The 18,338-nt window shown below is 65.3% G+C and carries 20 protein-coding genes and 2 pseudogenes; 12 read left to right on the forward strand and 10 right to left on the reverse strand.

Annotated features, from left to right (window positions below):
* Window positions 1-500, reverse strand: a 500-nt coding sequence (locus XH79_RS32755) for a flagellar biosynthetic protein FliO (protein ID WP_271584360.1), incomplete at its 3' end; no start/stop codon positions are given.
* Between the two features lie 347 nt (window positions 501-847).
* Here XH79_RS32755 and flgB point away from each other — a divergent pair.
* The 10 genes from flgB to XH79_RS32805 all read left to right on the forward strand — a co-directional run bounded on the left by flgB (window position 848) and on the right by XH79_RS32805 (window position 10,214).
* On the forward strand, window positions 848-1,252 hold the full coding sequence (flgB, locus tag XH79_RS32760; protein WP_271584361.1) for a flagellar basal body rod protein FlgB: 405 nt from the start codon (window positions 848-850) through the stop codon (window positions 1,250-1,252).
* A 19-nt stretch (window positions 1,253-1,271) separates the two neighbouring features.
* The gene (flgC, locus tag XH79_RS32765) at window positions 1,272-1,697 is read left to right on the forward strand and encodes a flagellar basal body rod protein FlgC (RefSeq protein WP_212343005.1); all 426 of its coding nucleotides are present in this window, start codon (window positions 1,272-1,274) and stop codon (window positions 1,695-1,697) included.
* Window positions 1,698-1,713: 16 nt separating this feature from the next.
* Window positions 1,714-2,022, forward strand: a complete 309-nt coding sequence (gene fliE / locus XH79_RS32770) for a flagellar hook-basal body complex protein FliE (protein ID WP_212343009.1) — start codon at window positions 1,714-1,716, stop codon at window positions 2,020-2,022.
* Between the two features lie 112 nt (window positions 2,023-2,134).
* Window positions 2,135-2,398 (forward strand): flagellar biosynthesis protein FliQ, encoded by a 264-nt coding sequence (fliQ, locus tag XH79_RS32775; RefSeq protein ID WP_011088555.1) that lies wholly within the window; start codon window positions 2,135-2,137, stop codon window positions 2,396-2,398.
* Between the two features lie 17 nt (window positions 2,399-2,415).
* On the forward strand, window positions 2,416-3,186 hold the full coding sequence (gene fliR / locus XH79_RS32780) for a flagellar biosynthetic protein FliR (protein WP_212343010.1): 771 nt from the start codon (window positions 2,416-2,418) through the stop codon (window positions 3,184-3,186).
* Between the two features lie 10 nt (window positions 3,187-3,196).
* Window positions 3,197-4,276, forward strand: coding sequence for a flagellar biosynthesis protein FlhB (gene flhB, locus XH79_RS32785; protein WP_212343012.1), 1,080 nt, complete (start codon window positions 3,197-3,199; stop codon window positions 4,274-4,276).
* Window positions 4,277-4,432: 156 nt separating this feature from the next.
* Entirely contained in the window at window positions 4,433-7,015 is a 2,583-nt protein-coding gene (cckA, locus tag XH79_RS32790) for a cell cycle histidine kinase CckA (protein WP_212343014.1), read from the forward strand.
* A 443-nt stretch (window positions 7,016-7,458) separates the two neighbouring features.
* Window positions 7,459-8,475 (forward strand): Tim44 domain-containing protein, encoded by a 1,017-nt coding sequence (locus tag XH79_RS32795; RefSeq protein WP_271584362.1) that lies wholly within the window; start codon window positions 7,459-7,461, stop codon window positions 8,473-8,475.
* Between the two features lie 145 nt (window positions 8,476-8,620).
* Entirely contained in the window at window positions 8,621-9,301 is a 681-nt protein-coding gene (locus tag XH79_RS32800) for a lectin (RefSeq protein ID WP_271584363.1), read from the forward strand.
* Window positions 9,302-9,506: 205 nt separating this feature from the next.
* Complete coding sequence (locus XH79_RS32805; RefSeq protein ID WP_271584364.1) at window positions 9,507-10,214, forward strand: glutathione S-transferase; 708 nt, start codon at window positions 9,507-9,509, stop codon at window positions 10,212-10,214.
* A 44-nt stretch (window positions 10,215-10,258) separates the two neighbouring features.
* Here the strand turns inward: XH79_RS32805 and XH79_RS32810 are convergent.
* Window positions 10,259-10,931: pseudogene (locus XH79_RS32810) on the reverse strand (methyltransferase family protein).
* On the opposite strand from XH79_RS32810, the gene XH79_RS32815 reads away from it, so the two are divergent.
* Window positions 10,819-11,061, forward strand: coding sequence for a hypothetical protein (locus XH79_RS32815; protein ID WP_271584765.1), 243 nt, complete (start codon window positions 10,819-10,821; stop codon window positions 11,059-11,061). The pseudogene XH79_RS32810 and the gene XH79_RS32815 overlap by 113 nt on opposite strands.
* On the opposite strand, the gene XH79_RS32820 is transcribed toward XH79_RS32815, so the two are convergent.
* Together XH79_RS32820 and XH79_RS32825 are read right to left on the reverse strand one after the other, a co-directional pair.
* Window positions 11,049-11,222: a hypothetical protein gene (locus XH79_RS32820; RefSeq protein ID WP_212343023.1), complete on the reverse strand. Its 174-nt coding sequence runs from the start codon at window positions 11,220-11,222 to the stop codon at window positions 11,049-11,051. The genes XH79_RS32815 and XH79_RS32820 overlap by 13 nt on opposite strands.
* A 339-nt stretch (window positions 11,223-11,561) precedes the next feature.
* Window positions 11,562-12,035: a hypothetical protein gene (locus XH79_RS32825; protein ID WP_212343024.1), complete on the reverse strand. Its 474-nt coding sequence runs from the start codon at window positions 12,033-12,035 to the stop codon at window positions 11,562-11,564.
* Window positions 12,036-12,277: 242 nt separating this feature from the next.
* Between XH79_RS32825 and XH79_RS32830 the strand changes: the two genes are divergently transcribed.
* The gene (locus XH79_RS32830; RefSeq protein ID WP_271584365.1) at window positions 12,278-13,933 is read left to right on the forward strand and encodes a fumarate hydratase; all 1,656 of its coding nucleotides are present in this window, start codon (window positions 12,278-12,280) and stop codon (window positions 13,931-13,933) included.
* 110 nt (window positions 13,934-14,043) lie between these two features.
* Here the strand turns inward: XH79_RS32830 and XH79_RS32835 are convergent, their stop codons facing one another.
* From XH79_RS32835 to XH79_RS32860, 6 genes and pseudogenes are all read right to left on the reverse strand, one after another.
* Window positions 14,044-14,964: an SH3 domain-containing protein gene (locus tag XH79_RS32835; RefSeq protein ID WP_271584366.1), complete on the reverse strand. Its 921-nt coding sequence runs from the start codon at window positions 14,962-14,964 to the stop codon at window positions 14,044-14,046.
* Window positions 14,965-14,979: 15 nt separating this feature from the next.
* Complete coding sequence (locus tag XH79_RS32840) at window positions 14,980-15,276, reverse strand: hypothetical protein (protein WP_212343027.1); 297 nt, start codon at window positions 15,274-15,276, stop codon at window positions 14,980-14,982.
* 106 nt (window positions 15,277-15,382) lie between these two features.
* On the reverse strand, window positions 15,383-15,937 hold the full coding sequence (locus XH79_RS32845) for an inner membrane-spanning protein YciB (protein WP_080139138.1): 555 nt from the start codon (window positions 15,935-15,937) through the stop codon (window positions 15,383-15,385).
* Window positions 15,938-15,949: 12 nt separating this feature from the next.
* Window positions 15,950-16,524, reverse strand: a pseudogene (locus XH79_RS32850) (hypothetical protein).
* A 76-nt stretch (window positions 16,525-16,600) separates the two neighbouring features.
* The gene (locus tag XH79_RS32855; RefSeq protein WP_212343030.1) at window positions 16,601-16,855 is read right to left on the reverse strand and encodes a hypothetical protein; all 255 of its coding nucleotides are present in this window, start codon (window positions 16,853-16,855) and stop codon (window positions 16,601-16,603) included.
* A 63-nt stretch (window positions 16,856-16,918) separates the two neighbouring features.
* Window positions 16,919-18,316, reverse strand: coding sequence for a carotenoid oxygenase family protein (locus XH79_RS32860; protein ID WP_271584367.1), 1,398 nt, complete (start codon window positions 18,314-18,316; stop codon window positions 16,919-16,921).
* Between the last annotated feature and the right edge of the window lie 22 nt (window positions 18,317-18,338).

Below are 18,338 nucleotides of genomic sequence, written 5' to 3' on the forward strand. Positions count from 1 at the left end.
AGGGCCGGCTCGCCGCGGCGTTCGGCCAGAGCGGGAGCGGGCCGGCGCACTTCGTCGGCGAAGGACGGCCGCGCGGGCCGCGGCGGCGGCGGCTCGGGCATTTGCGGCTCGGGATGATCGAGCAGTTCGGGCCGCGGCGCTTCGTCGGCCCAGGCGCCGGCATCGGGCATGGGGGCGAGGCGCGGCGGTTCGGCGGCGTTGGGGCGCTGCGGGAGCTGGTCGCGGCCGGGCGCGGCGCGCACGATATTGGGCTCGACGACGATGTCGGTCGGGCCGCCGATCATCAGGAGATGCTCGACATTGTCGCGCCGGACTAGCACCAGGCGGCGCCGGCCATCGACCGCGGCGGCATCGATCACGGCAAGCCGGGGCATCCGGCCGCGCTGGGTGTTGGCGCCGATCCGGCTGCCGGCGAATCGGCGGACCAGCCATGCAGCGACGCCGATCAACGCCAGAACGACGATGAACGCGACGATGAAGGTGATAGGGCTGCCTTGCATACTTGTCCCCGACAAATGGCGCTGTTCTCGCGCCCGTGGTCAGCTGCGCCAACCACCGGCGTACGATGCCCCAAACTGCGATCTCTTAACGTTCCACGGCAAGTTTTGCCGTCCCCAACTCTTAATAACCCATGAATCGCTCGATCCAAAACGACTTCTTGGCCCGTGCGTGAGCGGCCAAGCGGTTGGGTTAATGCCGCTTTTTGGTGCGTAGAATCACGGGATCGCAAGGTCGTGTCCCGCCCGGGGACATGTCCCGGCAGGATCCTTAACCAGCTGTTAACCATACAGGCGGCAAATTCTGCCTAGCTTCGGACACAAGTCCGACGGCGGAAGGAGCCGCAACGATGTCCATCAACGACCTCCCGGTGCTGTCGGCGCTTCGCACCAAGATGCAGTGGCATCAGGAGCGTCAGCGGGTCCTGTCCGAGAACGTCTCCAACTCCGATACGCCCAAATTCCGGCCGCGCGACCTGGTCGAGCCGAAGCTCGACAAGAGCGGCGCCGTCACGGGCTCGATGGGTCCCCTGGCGATGACCGTCACCAGCGCCTCGCACATGAAGCCGTCAGGCGCGGCCTCGGGCTTCGACCAGAACAAGAATGCCGGCTTCGAGACACGCCCGGCGGGCAATGCCGTCAATCTCGAAGAGGAGATGACGAAGGCCGCCAGCAACCAGATGGACTACGCGGCGGCGACCTCGCTCTATTCCAAGAGCCTGCATCTGCTCAAGACGGCGATCGGCAAGGGTTAAGAGCTAGGGGAACCGCATCATGGCGAATGACAGCAGCGACTTTGCCCGCTCGATGGCGATCGCGACGTCCGGCCTGCGCGCGCAGGCTGGACGTATGCGGGTGATCTCGGAAAACATCGCGAACGCAGATTCGACCTCGCAGTCAGCGGGCGGCGATCCCTACCGGCGCAAGGTTCCGACCTTCTCCTCGGCGCTCGACCGCACGCTCGACGCGCAGGTCGTCACACTCGGCCGGATCAAGCCCGACCAGTCCGCCTTCCGCGTCAGATACGAGCCGAACAATCCGGCGGCGGACGCGACCGGCAACGTCAAATATCCCAACGTGAACTCGGTGGTCGAGATGACCGACATGCGCGATGCGCAGCGGTCCTACGAGGCCAATCTCAACATCATCAGTGCGACGCGCCGGATGATCCAGCGCACGCTCGACATCCTCAAGAGCTGAACAGGACATTTGAGCCATGGCATCACCGACAATCGCCGCCAACGCCTATGCCAACCTCGCCCGCGTGCTGGAGAACAGCGGCGCCGGCAAGGGCAGCGAGCCGAGCGGGCAATCCTTCGCCTCGCTGCTGAAAGACGCCGTCGGCAGCGTGATGGAATCCGGCCGCAAGTCCGACGCGCAGACGGTGGCGATGGCCGCCGGCAAGGCCAACGTGATGGACGTGGTGACGGCGGTCGCCGACACCGACGTCGCCGTCTCCACCCTGGTCTCGGTCCGCGACCGCGTGATCTCGGCGTACGAAGACATCATGAAGATGCCGATCTGACGGATGCTGTCATTCCGGGGCGCGCGAAGCGCGAACCCGGAATCTCGAGATTCCGGGCTCTCGCTTCGCGCGCCCCGGAATGACGGAAATTACTGGAAGTGAGAAATCGAAAATGACCGGACCCGAGACCCTCGACGTCGCGCGTGACGCGATCTGGACCATCGTGATCGTGTCCTCGCCGCTGATGGTGGTCGGCCTCGTGGTCGGCGTGATCGTCTCGCTGTTCCAGGCGCTGACGCAGATCCAGGAGCAGACGCTGATCTACGTGCCGAAGATCCTGGCCATCTTCGCCACAATGCTATTGGCGCTGCCGTTCATGGCCGACTCGCTCCATGCCCACATGCTGCGGATCTCGTCGCGAATCATCGGTGGCTGAGGCACAATGCGCCCGCTATGCGCATCGACGTCTCGCTGCTGCCGGCGCTCGCCGCGTCCTTCATGCTCGCCTTCGCCCGGGTCGGCGCGATGGTGATGCTGCTGCCGGGCCTCGGCGAGACCAACATCCCGACGCGGATCAAGCTGTCGATCGCGCTGCTGCTCACGCTGATCATCCTGCCGCTGCATCGCGACGCCTACCACGTCGACATGGGGTCGCTGGCGCCGATGCTGGTGTTGATGCTGCATGAGATCGCGATCGGCATCGTGCTGGGCGCGACCGCGCGGGTGACGCTGTCGGCGCTCCAGGTCGCGGGCTCCGTGATCGCGCAGCAGATGGGGCTCGGCTTCGTCACCTCGGTCGATCCGACCCAGGGACAGCAGGGCGTGCTGGTCGGCAACTTCCTGACCATGCTGGGGGTGACGCTGCTGTTCGCCACCGACAGCCATCACCTGGTCATCGCGGCGCTGAACGACAGCTACACCATCTTCTCGCCGGGCGAGACGGTGTCGAGCGGCGATGTCGCTTCGCTGGCGACGCGTGCCTTCGCCGCGGCGTTCCGGCTCGGCCTGCAGCTCTCGGGGCCGTTTTTGGTGTTCGGCCTCGTCTTCAACATCGGTCTTGGCGTGCTGGCGCGGCTGATGCCGCAGATGCAGGTCTATTTCGTCGGCGTGCCGCTGTCGATCTTCGCGGGCTTCCTGGTGCTCGCCGTGGTGCTCACCGCGATGATGGGCACGTATCTCGATTATTTCATCGGTGTCATGCACCAGATGATGCCGCTCAGGTAACGAGGGATCGATGGCGGAAGACAACGATCCAGAAAGTCAAACAGAAGACCCGACGCAAAAACGTCTCGACGATGCGCTCGAGCGCGGCGACGTTGCCAAGAGCCAGGAGATCAACACCTGGTTCATGATCGCCGGCGGCACGCTCGTGGTCTCGACCTTCTCGGGCTCGGTCGGCAGCGGGCTGGTGACGCCGATGCGCAACCTGCTCGCCAATTCCTGGATGATCAAGACCGACGGCGGGAACCTGCTCAAATTGATGCAGCAGATCGAAGTCGCCGTGCTCGCGGCGGTCGGCGTGCCCCTGCTGATGCTGGTGCTGGCGGCGATCGCGGGCAACATGCTCCAGCACCGCCTGGTGTGGTCGGCCGAATCCCTGAAGCCCAAGTTCAGCAAGATCTCGCCCGGCGCCGGCTTCAAGCGCATCTTCGGCAAGCAGGCGGCGGCGAACTTCCTTAAGGGCATCGGCAAGCTGATCGCGCTCGGCGTGGTCATGACCATGATCCTGTGGCCGGAACGTCACCGCATGGAGGCGATGGTCAGGCTCGATCCGGCCGCGATGCTCGGCGCCAGCACCAGCATGACCGTCCATCTGTTAGGTGCGGTGGTCGCCGCGCTCGCGATCATCGCCATCGCCGACTATTTCTTCCAGTACCGCAGCTGGTTCCAGCGGCAGAAGATGTCGCTCCAGGAGATCAAGGAAGAGTTCAAGCAGTCCGAAGGCGACCCGCACATCAAGGGCAAGATCAGGCAGCTCCGGCAGCAGCGCGCCAAGAAGCGCATGATGGCGGCGGTTCCCAAGGCCTCGGTGATCATCACCAACCCGACCCATTATTCGGTGGCGCTGTCCTACGAGCGCGGCATGTCGGCGCCGATCTGCGTCGCCAAGGGCGTCGACAACCTCGCTTTCAAGATCCGGGAGATCGCGCGCGAGCACGACATCCCGATCGTCGAGAACGTGCCGCTGGCCCGCGCGCTCTATGCCACCGTCGACATCGACCAAGAAATCCCGACCGAGCACTACCATGCGGTCGCCGAGGTCATCGGCTACGTCATGCGGCTAAAACAGGGATTCCGCGCCGGGCGCGGCTAAAACCCCCCCGAAAAGTACCGGAAATGGCTGTAATATGGGAATCAGCGTACCTTTCAGCCCTGCCGCCCTTGCACCTCAGGGGCCGATTGAGGCAGGGAAGGCCCTGCGCGCGCGGCAGCGCGTTGATTCTCTGCCAACAGGCTGCGCCAGCTCGAGATGACTGCTGAGACCGACCACGACCTCACACGCGAGCCCGTTGCGGCGCACGAGCCGTCGCCGCGCTCGGGCAGCATTGCGCTGGTGCTGCTGGTGGCCGCCGGCCTCGTCGCGGTCGCCGTCGGGCTGATGACGCTCGGCCGCGCGCAGGCGCAGCCCTATATCCTCGGCATCCTCGCCGTGCTGGCGATGGTCGGCCTGTTCAACCTGTTCGCCTTTGCCGCCGGTATCATCCGCTTCGCCGACCGTAGTCTCGATGATCCCATCATTGGCCGCATCTCCGATCACGCCTTCGACGGGCTTGCCGTCACCGATGCGCGCGGACACGTGGTCTATTCCAACGCGGCCTATCTGACGCTGACCGGCGCCAGCGGCCCGCAGGACGTGCGCCCCGTGGAGCGCGTCTTCATCGGCAACCCCGACGTCTCCGAAGCCGTGTTCCGCCTGCTGAAAGCCGCCCGCGAGGGCAAGCGCCAGCAGGAGGAGGTGCGTATCTCCGGCCATGACGGCAGCCAGGGCCGCTGGCTGCGCATGCGCGTGCGCCCGCTCGGCACCGGCAAGCGCGAGGCGAAATACGCGGTGTGGTCGATCGCCGACATTACCCGCGACCGAGAGCGCCAGGAGGACGTGTTCCAGGAACTCCAGCACGCCATCGAATACCTCGACCACGCGCCGTGCGGCTTCTTCTCGGTCAACCCGGCCGGCGAGCTTGCCTATGTCAACGCGACGCTGGCGAACTGGCTCGATTATGACCTCGCCGAGATCGGCTCGGGCGGCTTGAAGCTGACCGACATCGTCTCCGGCGACGGCGCCTCGTTGCTCACCGCGATCGTGGCGGTGCCGGGCGAGGTGAAGACCGAGGTCTTCGACATCGACCTGCGCATGCGGACCGGCAAGACCATGCCGGTGCGGCTCTATCACAAGCTTGCCTTCGGCGCCGACGGCGCGCCGGGGCCGTCGCGCACCCTCGTCATCAGCCGCGCCCGCGACGAGCGCAGCGACCCCGATCGCGCCGCCGAAGTCCGCTTCATGCGCTTCTTCGACCACACCCCGATGGCGATCGCGACCGTCGACCGTGCCGGCAACGTCGTGCGTGCCAATGCGCGCTATGCCAAGCTCGGGCAGGCGCTCGGGCTCGACAGTGCCTCGAAGTCGATCTTCCGCGCGGTCAATTCGCGCGATCGTCAACTGCTGATCGCGGCCATCAACCAGGCCGCCGAGGGACAGGCCGACGTCGCCCCGGTCGAGGTGGCGCTGGAAGGGACCAAGGAGCGCTGGGGCCAGTTCTTCGTCACGCCGGTGGACGCAGCCGAGAACGAGGCGGAAGCCGCCATCGTGCACATGCTCGAGACCACCGAGCGGCGCGCGCTGGAGAACCAGATCAACCAGTCGCAGAAGATGGAGACGGTGGGCCAGCTCGCCGGCGGCATCGCCCACGACTTCAACAACGTGCTCTCCGCCATCATGATGGCGAACGATTTCCTGCTGAACGCGCACAAGCCGACCGACCCGTCGTTCCAGGACATCATGCAGATCAAGCAGAACGCAACGCGCGCCGCGACCCTGGTGCGGCAGCTGCTGGCGTTCTCGCGCCGCCAGACGCTGCGGCCGCAGGTGCTCGATCTCGGCGATGCCTTGAGCGATCTCACCATGCTGCTGCGCCGGCTGATCGGCGAGAAGGTCAAGCTCGACCTGATCCACGGCCGCGACCTCTGGCCGGTGAAGGTCGACGTCTCCCAGTTCGAGCAGGTGATCGTCAACCTCGCGGTCAACGCGCGCGACGCCATGCCCGACGGCGGCAAGCTGATCATCCGCACCGCCAATGTCACGACGGAAGACGCGGGCAAGCTCGCCTACAAGGGCATGCCGGCGGCGGACTATGTCCGGATTGAGGTCGCCGACACCGGCACCGGCATTCCGGCCGACATCCGCGACAAGATCTTTGAGCCGTTCTTCTCGACCAAGGAGGTCGGCAAGGGCACCGGCCTCGGTCTCTCGACGGTCTATGGCATCGTCAAGCAGACCGGCGGCTTCATCTATGTGGACTCCGAGCCGGGGCAGGGCACCTCGTTCCACATCTTCCTGCCGCGCCACCACGCCGAGGCCGAGGTGCAGGTCGAGCAGCCCGCGGCCAGCGCGGCCAATGGCGCCGCGAAGGAAGCCGCGCCTGCCGCGCCGGCAGAGGGGAAGCCGCGCACCGATCTCACCGGGCAGGGCACGATCCTTCTCGTCGAGGACGAGGAGGGCCTGCGCGCCCTCAACGCCCGCGGCCTGCGCTCGCGCGGTTATACCGTGGTCGAGGCCGAGAACGGCGTCGAGGCGATGGAGGTGCTGGAGGAGCAAAGCGGCGCGATCGATCTCGTCGTCTCCGACGTCGTGATGCCGGAGATGGACGGCCCGACGCTGCTCAAGGCGATGCGCGAGCAGAATCCCGACATCAAGTTCATCTTCGTCTCCGGCTACGCCGAGGACGCCTTCGAGAAGAGCCTGCCCGAAGGCCAGCAGTTCGACTTCCTGCCAAAGCCGTTCACGCTCAGCCAGCTCGTGGCGGCGGTGAAGGAGACGATGACGAAGCAGGGGTGAGGCGCGGGCCCGAAAGATTGCGCCGACGCGCACCTACCTCCGCCGTCGTCCTGGCGAAAGCCAGGACCCATACCGCGTGATCTCGCGTTCGTGCGCGCCGCCAAATCCGGAACGACCAGTCTTCGCCAAACCGCCTCTTGGGGTAATGGGTCCTGGCGTTCGCCAGGACGACATTGGCGAGGCATGTGCGCGCAACTTCTCCGTGGCGGCCGTCTGGATTGCTTCGTCGCAGGGGCTCCTCGCGATGACGAGGACGCGAGGAAAAACCGGAACCAACCGCGTAGACCCGCCGGTAACGGGCGACCACGGTTCCCCGTGCAGCCCGGCCAAACCCCCGTCAAATATGGGCTTTTGCCACATCCCCGCGACTGAGGGCCGCAGCCATCGGTTCCGAAACCGGCTTCACTTTTCGGGAAGTCTGCCCATCTTAGGGCCACGTCCCCATGCCGGGGATTTGGGAAACGCACATGACTTTCTCGCAACGATCCCGCTCTCTCTTCAAGACGATCGCCGTCGTGCTGGCGCTTGCGCTGCCGACCGCGCTCGCCATCTCGTCCGCTGACGCACGCGTCGGTGGCGGCATGTCGTCGGGTTCGCGCGGCTCGCGCACCTATTCGGCGCCGCCCTCGACCACGACCGCGCCGGGCTCGACCTCGCAGTTCAACCGCACCTACACCCAGCCGGGTGCAGGCATGAACTCGGCCGCCGCTGCGCCCGCGCGCGGCGGCCTGTTCGGCCGCGCCGGCGGCTTCATGGGCGGCCTTGCGGCCGGCTTCCTGGGTGCAGGCCTGCTCGGCATGCTGTTCGGCGGCGGCCTGTTTGGCGGCCTTGGCGGCCTGTCGTCGATCATTGGCCTGATCATCCAGATCGCGCTGGTGGTGTTGGTGGTGCGGCTGGCGATGTCCTGGTGGCAGCGCCGCCACTCGCCGCAGGCGGCCTATGCCAATGCTGACGCCAGCGCCGGTCCGGGACCGCAGACGAACTACCGCAGCGGCCTCGGTGGCGGCGGCCTCGGCGGTGGACTTGGCGGCTTCGGCTTCGGCGCCAACAACGCGCCGCTTGAGATCAAGCCGGACGACTATGAAGCGTTCGAGCGCCTGCTTGGCGAGATCCAGACCGCCTGGTCGAACGAGGATGTGGCCAAGCTGCACACGCTCGCGACGCCGGAAATGGTCTCCTATTTCGAGCAGGACCTGGCCCAGAACCGCGCGCGCAACGTCGTCAACAAGACCAGCAACGTGAAGCTGCTGCAGGGCGACCTCGCGGAAGCCTGGCGCGAAGGCGAGACCGACTACGCCACGGTGGCGCTGCGCTTCGCGCTCACCGACAAGACGGTGGACCGCAACACCGGCGCGATCGTCGCCGGCAGCGAGCAGCCGGGCGAGGCCACCGAGATCTGGACCTTCGCCCGTCGCCCGAACGGCGGCTGGGAATTGTCGGCGATCCAGCAGACCAACTGATCGCAGACGAGATGAGAAACCAGGGCGTCGTGCTTCGGCACGGCGCCTTTTTCTTTTGGGCGTCCCGCAGCGCGGCATCGGAATAAGCGGGCGCGCCTCGGGTTGAAGTCAGACGGCGAACGAAAAACACGTTTGGGAGGACGAAATGATCCGTATCGGAAGATCCGTGACGATTTCAGGGTTCGCGCTTACGTTGGCCTTGCTCGCGGCGCCATCCGCGCACGCGCAGTCGGCTGACATGACGTTCTTCGTGACCTCCAACGGCCCGGGCAAGGGCGCCGATCTCGGCGGCCTGGAGGGAGCCGACGCGCAGTGCCAGAAGCTCGCCCAGGCCGCCGGCGCCGCGACCAAGACCTGGCGCGCCTATCTCTCGACTCAGGCCGCCGACGGCAAGCCGGCCGTCAACGCGCGCGATCGCATCGGCAAGGGACCGTGGCAGAATGCCAAGGGCGCCGTCATCGCCAAGGACGTTGCCGACCTGCACGGTCCCGCCAACAACCTCACCAAGCAGACGGCACTCAGCGAGAAGGGCGAGGTCAACAACGGCGCCGGCGACACGCCGAACCGGCACGACATCCTCACGGGATCGCAGGCCGACGGCACCGCTTTTGCCGCGGGTGACGACAAGACCTGCAAGAACTGGACGTCGAGTACGCAAGGTGCTGCGGTCGTCGGCCATGCCGATCGTAAGGGCCTGCGCGACGACGAACCGTCAAAGTCCTGGAACAGCTCTCACCCCTCGCGCGGCCCCGATGGCGGCTGCTCGCAGGCCGATCTGAAGAGCACCGGCGGCGACGGCCTGTTCTACTGTTTCGCGTCGAATTGAATTGAGGCGCGAAGCTCTCTCCTCCGTCATTGCGAGGAGCTCTTGCGACGAAGCAATCCAGAGTCTGTCCGGGGAGACAGTCTGGATTGCTTCGCTGTGCTCGCAATGACCGAGTATGTCGCGTGGCTGTTCTGTCTCACCCTGACGGAACCCTGAGCTGCATGTTACATTGGTCCGGTTGCTCCCACGTTCACGGACCCCTCCCATGAAATACGAGCTCTACTACTGGCCCGAGATCCAGGGCCGCGGCGAATATGTGCGGCTGGCGCTGGAGGAGGCGGGTGCCGCTTACGTCGACGTCGCGCGGGGGCCGCGCGGCTCCGGTGCAATGATGAAGATGATGGATGCGCACAAGGGCACGCCGCCCTTCGCTCCGCCGTTCCTGAAAGCCGGCAAGCTCGTCATCGGCCAGACCGCCAATATCCTGCTCTATCTCGGTAGCCGCCACGGGCTCGCGCCGAAGACGGAGGCCGGAAAACTCTGGGTGCACCAGCTTCAGCTCACCATTACCGATCTCGTGGTCGAGATTCACGACACCCATCATCCGCTCGGACCTTCGATGTATTACGAGGACCAGAAGGCGCCTGCGAAGAAGCGCTCGGCCGAGTTCTGGGACGAGCGCGTGCCGAAATATCTCGGCTATTTCGAGCAGCTTCTGGACGACAATGGCGGCGCTTACGTCATCGGCCGCCGTCTCACTTACGTCGATCTCTCGCTGTTCCAGATCGTCGCCGGGCTGCGCTACGCGTTTCCCAAGCGCATGAAGGCGTTCGAGAAAGATGTCCCCGGCCTCATCGGCCTGCACGATCGCATCGCGGCGCGGCCGAACGTCAAGGCCTACCTTGCCAGTGAACGCCGCATTCCCTTCAACGAGCAGGGCATCTTCCGCCGCTATCGCGAGCTGGACAATTAGTCGGTCCGGAAAACGCTCGCCTGTCGCAGGGCGCGTATGCGCACTCACCACACGCCCGGCACCAGACGGTAGCGCACCCGCGCAGCATAGGCGGCATAACCCGGCAGGCCCTCGCGCAGCGTGCGCTCCTCGATGCCGATGCGGACGACAAACAGCAAGGAACAGTGGCGCCATCGCCAGTCCCCACCACGAGCCCAGCGCCAGCGGCAGGCCGGCGAAGAACAGGATCATGCCGCTGTACATGGGATGGCGCACATGAGCATAGGGGCCGGTCGAGATCACGCGCTGCGCGCGCTCGGCTTGCAGCTTCACCACGGGCGCTGCAAACGAGTTCTCGCGGAACACTGACATCGTGAACAGCATGCAGAGCAGGAACAGCACGAAGCCGAGAACCAGCAAGGCAAGCGGCATGTCGGATGCATGCCAGCGCCGGTCCAGCCCCATCACGACCAGCCAGGCCAACATCGCCACGATCAAGGCGGTGATGAAGGCCTTGTCGGCCGGAGGCTGGTCCCTCTGGATGACTGGACGCAGACGCTCTGCCAAAAGTGCCGGATCGAGCCGGTAGAGCCACCAGCCGCAGAGCGGACCGAGCAGGGCGGAGATGACGAGGAAGACCCAGGCTGACGGCCAATGCAGCGTGCCGGCAGAAGCGAACAACAGTGCGCCCGTCGCGACGACGAAGATCGTGTTCTGCAGCAAGAGGCGTGCGATCATGCGCGGCTCCCAGACTCGGGCGCGCACGAGTGTGGTCCGGCTATCCGGCAAAGATGCGGCCGGACACGCGAAAAGCCCGATCGACCGGATCGGGCGCTTCATCCTTTGGAAGGCGGATCAGGCGAGCTGATCGATCCGCGTGCCCTGACCCGGCGGCAGCGGCGCGGGTGGCTGCGGCTTGTAGGTCGCCTCAGCGTCCTCAGTCTTGGTCTGGTCGTCCTGCTGCTTGGTCGTGTCGTAGCTCGGCACCACGATCGCGATCGGCGGCGGCGCAACGGTAGAAACGCTCATCCACAAATCCTCACACATGGAAACAATTCAACCTGCCTCGGGAGGAGCGAAATTTCCTTCAAGGCAATCGTTAAAATGCGAGGGATTGGTGCGGTGGAGCAGGCAGCTTTCGCGCTGCTACTGCGCCATTTCGTGAGACGACGAGACCTCTGCCCGTCGTTGCGAGGAGCCCTTGCGACGAAGCAATCCAGACTGTCACTACCGAGGGACTCTGGATTGCTTCGCGGAGCTTGTCATCGGGCCGCGCTTCGCGCGGACCCGTTGGCTCGCTTGACGGAGTGCGCGGCGAATGGCGTTGCGCTACATGCGTCTGTCGGTGCGCGGAGAGAGCGAGTGTCCCTATTCGTCCTTGCCGCGCGTGATCGCGATGGACGCGTCCGTCTTGGTGCGGGTGCATTCCATGTTGAGCCGCCGGTAGCGCATGCTGATCTTGTCGCCGCGCAAGAGGCCCATCCGCTTCAGGCAGCGCGTCGCGCCGGTCGTGGTGTCGTCCTTGGTCACGGTGAAGACGATCGCCGCCATCGATCCCACGAGCGCGTAAAACTCCGGCGTCGGCTTGCGGTCGCCCTTGGCATAGAGCTCGATGGAATATTTGTCGCCGCGGCAACCCACCGACAGCTCCTTGGCGGCCGGGTGCGTCAGGTAAACGACGTTGCCGGCGCGGAAATTCACCTTGAGGCGGTCGACCTGGTTCGCTAGCTCCTTGGCGCTGTCGTCGCAGCGATCGGCGCGCGCAGGCGAGGCGAGAGCCACAAGTCCGGTGATGGCGGCGGCGACCAGGATCGCGCCGCGGACGTTCAGTTTGAAAATCATGATGAAAAGCCCCTGAGGGCGCGCATTCAACCTTCGTCGCGCTCGGAGTGCAAGGGGGCCGGGCCTTCCCGGGGACAATGACGGCGACGCATCTCCGCGGAGATCGGCCCGGAAAAGGGCCGTCTTGTCGCCGATTCGGGATGCCACGGCCGCGCCAGAACGCCTTCACTTTGCGGCAAAAAAGCTTAGAACGCTTCTATGCTAGCGGCCCGCCAGGGCTCCAAAACCCCGAGATTCGCCCCATGAACGCTCCCACCGCTTTCCCCGACCAGTCCAAGCCCGTTCCGCCCTACAAGCACACCCCGCTGTTCCCGCTGGGCAAGGACGAGACGCCCTACAAGAAGATCTCGTCCGAGGGCGTCAGGGTCGAGAAGGTCCTCGGCAAGGACATGCTGGTCGTTTCGCGCGAGGCGCTGCGGGCGCTGTCGGAGGCGGCTTTTGGCGACATCAACCATTATCTGCGCCCCGGCCATCTGAAGCAGCTCCGCTCGATCCTGGAGGACAGTGAGGCGAGCCCGAACGACAAGTTCGTCGCGCTGGACTTCTTGAAGAACGCCAACATCGCGGCCGGCGGCGTGCTGCCGATGTGCCAGGACACCGGCACCGCGATCATCATGGGCAAGAAGGGCTGCAACGTCATCACCGACGGCGACGACGAGGCGGCGCTGTCGGAAGGCGCGCGCGATGCTTACCTGCGCCGCAATCTGCGCTACTCGCAGGTCGCGCCTTTGTCGATGTACGAGGAGAAGAACACCGCCAACAACATGCCGGCGCAGTGCGAGATCTACGCCGAAGGCGACGACGCCTACAAGTTCATGTTCATGGCCAAGGGCGGCGGTAGCGCCAACAAGAGCTTTCTGTTCCAGGCGACGCCGTCCGTCCTGACCAAGGACCGGCTGCTCGCGTTCCTCAAGGAGAAGATCCTCACGCTCGGCACCGCCGCGTGCCCGCCCTATCACCTCGCCATCGTGATCGGCGGCACCTCGGCCGAGCTCTGCATGAAGACGGTGAAGCTCGCCTCCGCCCGCTATCTCGATGCGCTGCCGACCCACGGCTCGCCCGACGGCAACGCCTTCCGCGACGTCGAGATGGAGAAGGAAATCCACAAGATGACGCAGTCGCTCGGTGTCGGCGCGCAGTTCGGCGGAAAATATTTCTGCCACGACGTGCGCGTGATCCGCATGCCGCGCCACGGCGCCTCGCTCCCGATCGGGCTTGGCGTGTCCTGCTCGGCCGACCGCCAGGTGCTGGGCAAGATCACCAAGGACGGCATCTATCTCGAGGAGCTCGAGCATAACCCGGCGCAGTACCTGCCGCAGGTCGAGCAGTCGCTCGGCGGCGAGGTCGTCAAGATCGATCTCAACCAGCCGATGAAGGACATTCTGGCGACGTTCTCGAAGTACCCGATCAAGACGCGCGTCTCGATGACCGGCACCATGATCGTCGCGCGCGACTCTGCCCACGCCAAGCTGCGCGAGCGGCTGGAGAAGGGCGAGCCGCTGCCGGACTACTTCAAGAACCACCCGGTCTATTACGCCGGCCCCGCCAAGACGCCCGACGGCTACGCCTCAGGCGCGTTCGGTCCGACCACCGCGGGCCGCATGGATTCCTTCGTCGACCAGTTCCAGGCTGCCGGCGGCTCGATGGTGATGGTCGCCAAGGGCAACCGCGCGCCGGCCGTGCGCGAGGCCTGCAAGAAATACGGCGGCTTCTATCTCGGCTCGATCGGCGGTGCGGCGGCGAACCTCGCCGAGCACTGCATCAAGAAGGTCGAGGTGCTCGAATATCCCGAGCTCGGCATGGAAGCGATCTGGCGCATCGAGGTCGTCGATTTCCCCGCGTTCATCATCGTCGACGACAAGGGGAATGACTTCTTCAAGGAGTTGAATTTGGGCTGAGATGTCGTGGCCGGGCTTGACCCGGCCATCCATCACTCTTCAAGAAAGATGGATACGCGGGTCTAGCCCGCGTATGACAAGGGGAGTCATCGGCGAAGTCTTGATCCGCCCTAGCTGCAATTCGTGACCTGGTTGGAGCACAGCGAACGCCACCAGCCACGCACGCCGTCGTGGCTTTCGACCAGAGCCCAGAAGCCGCTGCACGCCAATAGCCGCTTTGGTCCGCCGTCACCGTCAATCGGGCCGCCGTACTCGTGCTGCGCCGGCATCCATTTGGCGTCGGTGAATGGCGCCTGGAACAGTCCACCCGCGCGCGTGTAGCCATTGGCGTAATTCGCGCCGACTTTGTTCGACGCAACCCAGCCGCGTCCCGAGTAGGGTTTTGGCGCGCTCCGTGGGTATCGCTTCTCGTCCTCGTAATCCTTGCCCGGGGGCCTCGCGCCTTCGATCAGGAACCAGCCGTCCCTAAAGCCGATGATGCGGAATTCGGTGAGCCAGCCGCCGTCAGGCGTGTTCTCGGCGCCGCCGAGCTTGAGCTTGTAGGGCGGCGGCAGCGCGCCGAGCACGCGCGCTTTCACTGAGGGCTCAGCGCGCACGTTGAGGCCGTTCGGGTCCTTGTCGATGGACCAGGCGCCGAGATCGCAGGGCTCGGTACCATCAGGCAGGCTTGCGCGTTTCGCGGCAAGTTCAGTGTGCAGCTTTGTGAAATCGTTGTCGTCGTTGTCAGGGGCCGGTTCGCTGCGCGGCTTCAACTCGGCCGATATCGCGTGCGCCGCATCAGCCGTCAGCGTCACGACGAGAGCCTGGCGCGCGGCGAACACGCTTGCAGGTGTCTTCGGATCGTTGGACGTCGCCGGATAGACGGCGAGATAGCCGGTCGTACCTTCGGTGTGGTAGGCGAGGCCTGCGACATAGCCTGCCGGCACCATGGCGAGCGCGCTTGCGCGCCACGCCGGTTCGGTGTCATCCGCGCGCGCTGCCTGTGTCGCGACACACAGGATCGTCGCCGCGATGAGACGGAGCGTACGCATCGGTGCAGCGCGCGCTTACGCGCGAGCGCCCGTGAACGGGAAGCTGCCCATAGGGCCGATGCCCATCTCGCCGCTGATGCTGTCGCCGGAGACCGTGCCGGTGAATTCGAGCGTGAGCGGCATCGGGTTGGTGATCGAGACCTTCCAGGAGACGTTGTCGCCAGAGACGGTGCCGTCGAAAATCTCGGCGGTATTACCTTCCGCGCCCTGCGTGCCCGTGAGCGTGCCGTCTGCAGCCTTCACGCTCAGCGTCGCCTGGCGGTCGCCCATCGGCGTCGTCATGGTCAGATTCCAGTTGCCGTCTACGGCCATTCCCGTCTCCCGAACAAATCCCGGCGGGCTGCGACGATCCGCGGCCAGTCCTGAGCGAGCCTATAGCCCAACTCGCAGCTCCTGCCTAACCCTGCATTGGAGGCATTTAGGCGCGGGCAGCGGCGCGCCGGCGGCTCGTGACGATGAGCCTGAGAACCACGTACTGCACGGCGAAGGCCAGGATCTTGGCGCCGCCTGCGACCACCGTGATGTAGAACGCCCACAGCTTCAGATCGCCGGTGGCGGCGACCGCGATCATGCCGGCGCCGATCACGAACATCAGCGCGGCCCAGGCATAGCCCGCAGCGGTCACATATTCCGGGACGGTCTCGGTGACGATCGGCGGCATGTAGCGCAGCATCCAGCCGCGCTTGAGCATGATGGCACCGATTGCAAAATGTGCGATCGAAGGTTTTGCCAGCATGAAGCGGGGATCGTTGGTCAGCAGCGTGACCGTGCCGAGCACGACGACGAGCGCGAGGCTCGCATAGGTCATGTAGTTGAGCTGCTGCCCCTTGACCCGGGCATAGATCACCTGCGCGATCGCGCCTGCAATCGCCACCGACGTTGCCAGCACGACGTTGTCGGTGATGAGGTAGACGGCCAGGAAGACGATGGCGGAGAGGAAATCGGAGGCGAGGCGGGCGAATACGTCCTTCATCGTCGATCCTGTTCAGCGGGCGCCGGGAAGAGCGCGGGCGGGCGTACCGTACTTGATCTGGCGATACTCGGGATACCATTTTGTGAAGTAGATCGCGCAGTTGCGGGCGGCGAAGGCGACCGCCAGGCTCGACCAGAGCGGCAGGCCGGGGATGTAGAGCAGCACGAGATTGGCTGCCGCCATCAACAGCGCGGCGACGGTCCATGCGGCGGTGATGACGTAATTGGCAGTGAGAAAGCCGGGCATCGCCGCGGTCTCGGCCGGGACGGATTCGACCGCATATTGCAGCGTGAAGGGGCGGCGCAGCAGCATCGAGCCGAGCGAGATGACGAAGATGCCGATGTCGACCGACAGCTTGACGCCGAGCGGGCCGAGGGCGGGGTCGATCAGCGCAAGGTAAAGGCCGATTCGGCGAACACGATCGCGGAGCCCGCGGCCAGGACCTTCACCGAGCGACCGCGCGCGACATCGATCGCGACGGTGGCGAGGCAGATCGCCGATGCCGCAAACACGCTGATCATGGCCGACGTCACCAGCATCAGGAAGGTGTAGGCGCCATAGGGCGCGAGGATCAGGAAAATCGCCATGGGCCGCCTCGGTCGGACCGATCTTTACAATGGAAAGATTCCTACTTCCGGACCAGGCCCGGGTCAAGCAAAATCTTTACAGTGTCAAAATAACGTAGGCGACCTCTAAAAAATGAAGGGCTGCAACGGCTTGGTCGGAGGCCTCCGCGGCCAATTCCGCCCATGGAAGGAGCGGGAGCGCGGCAGCGACCGACAGAACGAGGCAGAGCAAGATGCCGCCGTTGAAGATGGTATGGCGGCTCCGCCGCAACCGGATCATCTGGAATGCGAGCGCAGCACCGGTCAGGGCGAGGAGGGCAGCGCAATCCGCGGTGATTGAGGGCATGTGCATGGAAAACTCCCCTGTCGTCATTCCGGGGCTCGCGCCACGTGGTGCGCCCCGGAATGACGAGAGCTACGCCGCGCCCACCCAATTGCCGTGAAAGCCGTCCGGCACGCGGTGGCCGAGCTGCACTAATGCGGCGGGGCCGGCTTCGATGTCGGTGGCATTGAACACGGCGAGATCGCTGCGGTTTTCCCGCGCGCGCCAGACCACCGCGAGCAGCCAGCCGTCGCCCTCGGGCGCATCCGTCGATCGCTCGACGAAGACAGGCTCGGAGATGGTGTCGCCGGCAGGGAGCAGGTAATGCCCGAGCCGCCTGCCGTTGCCGTCGACATGGACGATACCGGACAGCGCGCCAAACATCGGCAGTTTTGGATTGGCGCAGGCGTACCAGCCGTGACGGCTCTTCAGTCCGGCGCGGCGATCGTCGATGCGCGGGAATTCGCCGGTGAGATCGTCCAGGTATGTCTGCTGGAAGCGGTCGGTATTCCCGGAGAGATCGAACGTCCAGCGGCAATGGCGGGCGCGCGATTTCTCCGGATCTGTCGGCCGGCCGTCGGGGTGCGGAAACAGCGGCGCCTCCTCGAACTGCATGACGTCGGCGACTATGCGGTTCTCGTCCTCCCACGCATTCATGATGTGGAAGACGTAGCAGGCTTCACCGCGAAACCAGACGATGTCCTTCGCCGTGCCGCTGCGCTTCATCACGCCGACATAGGCGCCCTTGTCCGGCTCCCAGGCATAGGGCGGCCGTCCGCTCATCGCGCGCTCCATGCTGCCGGTGATGGGCAGGATCGGAAACAGCACGTGGTTCGCGGTGACGATGAAGTCGTGCACCATGCTGGCATAGGGCGCCTCGAAACGTTCGAAGCGCGTCGCCTTGCCGGTGGCGTCGATCGATCCGTAGGAGAGGGCAGGCGTCAGCGGACCCGCGGCGTTGTAGCCGAAGAACATCAGCTCGCCCGTGACGGGATCGACCTTCGGGTGCGCCGTGAAGCTGCCGGCGACGCGGCCCTGATAGTTGTGATAGCCGCGCGTTGCCAGCGTGCCCGGCTCGATCTCGGTCGGCAGATGCGCTTCTTCCAGCGCCAGCAGCTTGCCGGCATGAAAGATGATGTTCGTGTTGGCGACGCCGCCATCGGTGAGGTTTGCAGGCGCATCCGGCAGCTTGCGGCCGAAGCCGCCGAACAGCGCGCGGCCGGCGTCGTGCTCGGCCAGCCATTTCGGCGTGCGGACCCAGCGGTTGCGATGGCTGGCGCGGCCGTTTTCGAGATGAAAGGCGTGCAGCATGCCGTCGCCGACGAACCAGTGCGCGCCGGGAGAATCGAACTGCGGATTGGGGCCGTTGCGATAGAGCGTGCCGTTCAGCTCGCGCGGCAATTCGCCGATGATCTTGAGGAAGGGGGCGTCGGCCTCGAACGGGATCGGCGCGATATTGTTGCGGCGCTCGGCGACGGCGTCGTGTTGCACGGCTATCCTCCCATATCTTTAC

The sequence above is a fragment of the Bradyrhizobium sp. CCBAU 45389 genome (assembly GCF_028128625.1).
Classification (GTDB): domain Bacteria; phylum Pseudomonadota; class Alphaproteobacteria; order Rhizobiales; family Xanthobacteraceae; genus Bradyrhizobium; species Bradyrhizobium liaoningense_B.

Coding starts and splice junctions, on each gene's coding strand:
- cckA (WP_212343014.1), top strand. CDS start 4,433: ATGACTGCTGAGACCGACCACGACCTCACACGCGAGCCCGTTGCGGCG.
- XH79_RS32845 (WP_080139138.1), bottom strand. CDS start 15,937: ATGAAGGACGTATTCGCCCGCCTCGCCTCCGATTTCCTCTCCGCCATC.
- XH79_RS32830 (WP_271584365.1), top strand. CDS start 12,278: ATGAACGCTCCCACCGCTTTCCCCGACCAGTCCAAGCCCGTTCCGCCC.
- flgC (WP_212343005.1), top strand. CDS start 1,272: ATGGCGAATGACAGCAGCGACTTTGCCCGCTCGATGGCGATCGCGACG.
- XH79_RS32815 (WP_271584765.1), top strand. CDS start 10,819: ATGACGAGGAAGACCCAGGCTGACGGCCAATGCAGCGTGCCGGCAGAA.
- fliR (WP_212343010.1), top strand. CDS start 2,416: ATGCGCATCGACGTCTCGCTGCTGCCGGCGCTCGCCGCGTCCTTCATG.
- XH79_RS32795 (WP_271584362.1), top strand. CDS start 7,459: ATGCCGGGGATTTGGGAAACGCACATGACTTTCTCGCAACGATCCCGC.
- XH79_RS32855 (WP_212343030.1), bottom strand. CDS start 16,855: ATGCACATGCCCTCAATCACCGCGGATTGCGCTGCCCTCCTCGCCCTG.
- fliE (WP_212343009.1), top strand. CDS start 1,714: ATGGCATCACCGACAATCGCCGCCAACGCCTATGCCAACCTCGCCCGC.
- fliQ (WP_011088555.1), top strand. CDS start 2,135: ATGACCGGACCCGAGACCCTCGACGTCGCGCGTGACGCGATCTGGACC.
- XH79_RS32835 (WP_271584366.1), bottom strand. CDS start 14,964: ATGCGTACGCTCCGTCTCATCGCGGCGACGATCCTGTGTGTCGCGACA.
- XH79_RS32840 (WP_212343027.1), bottom strand. CDS start 15,276: ATGGCCGTAGACGGCAACTGGAATCTGACCATGACGACGCCGATGGGC.
- flgB (WP_271584361.1), top strand. CDS start 848: ATGTCCATCAACGACCTCCCGGTGCTGTCGGCGCTTCGCACCAAGATG.
- flhB (WP_212343012.1), top strand. CDS start 3,197: ATGGCGGAAGACAACGATCCAGAAAGTCAAACAGAAGACCCGACGCAA.
- XH79_RS32820 (WP_212343023.1), bottom strand. CDS start 11,222: ATGAGCGTTTCTACCGTTGCGCCGCCGCCGATCGCGATCGTGGTGCCG.
- XH79_RS32825 (WP_212343024.1), bottom strand. CDS start 12,035: ATGATTTTCAAACTGAACGTCCGCGGCGCGATCCTGGTCGCCGCCGCC.
- XH79_RS32800 (WP_271584363.1), top strand. CDS start 8,621: ATGATCCGTATCGGAAGATCCGTGACGATTTCAGGGTTCGCGCTTACG.
- XH79_RS32805 (WP_271584364.1), top strand. CDS start 9,507: ATGAAATACGAGCTCTACTACTGGCCCGAGATCCAGGGCCGCGGCGAA.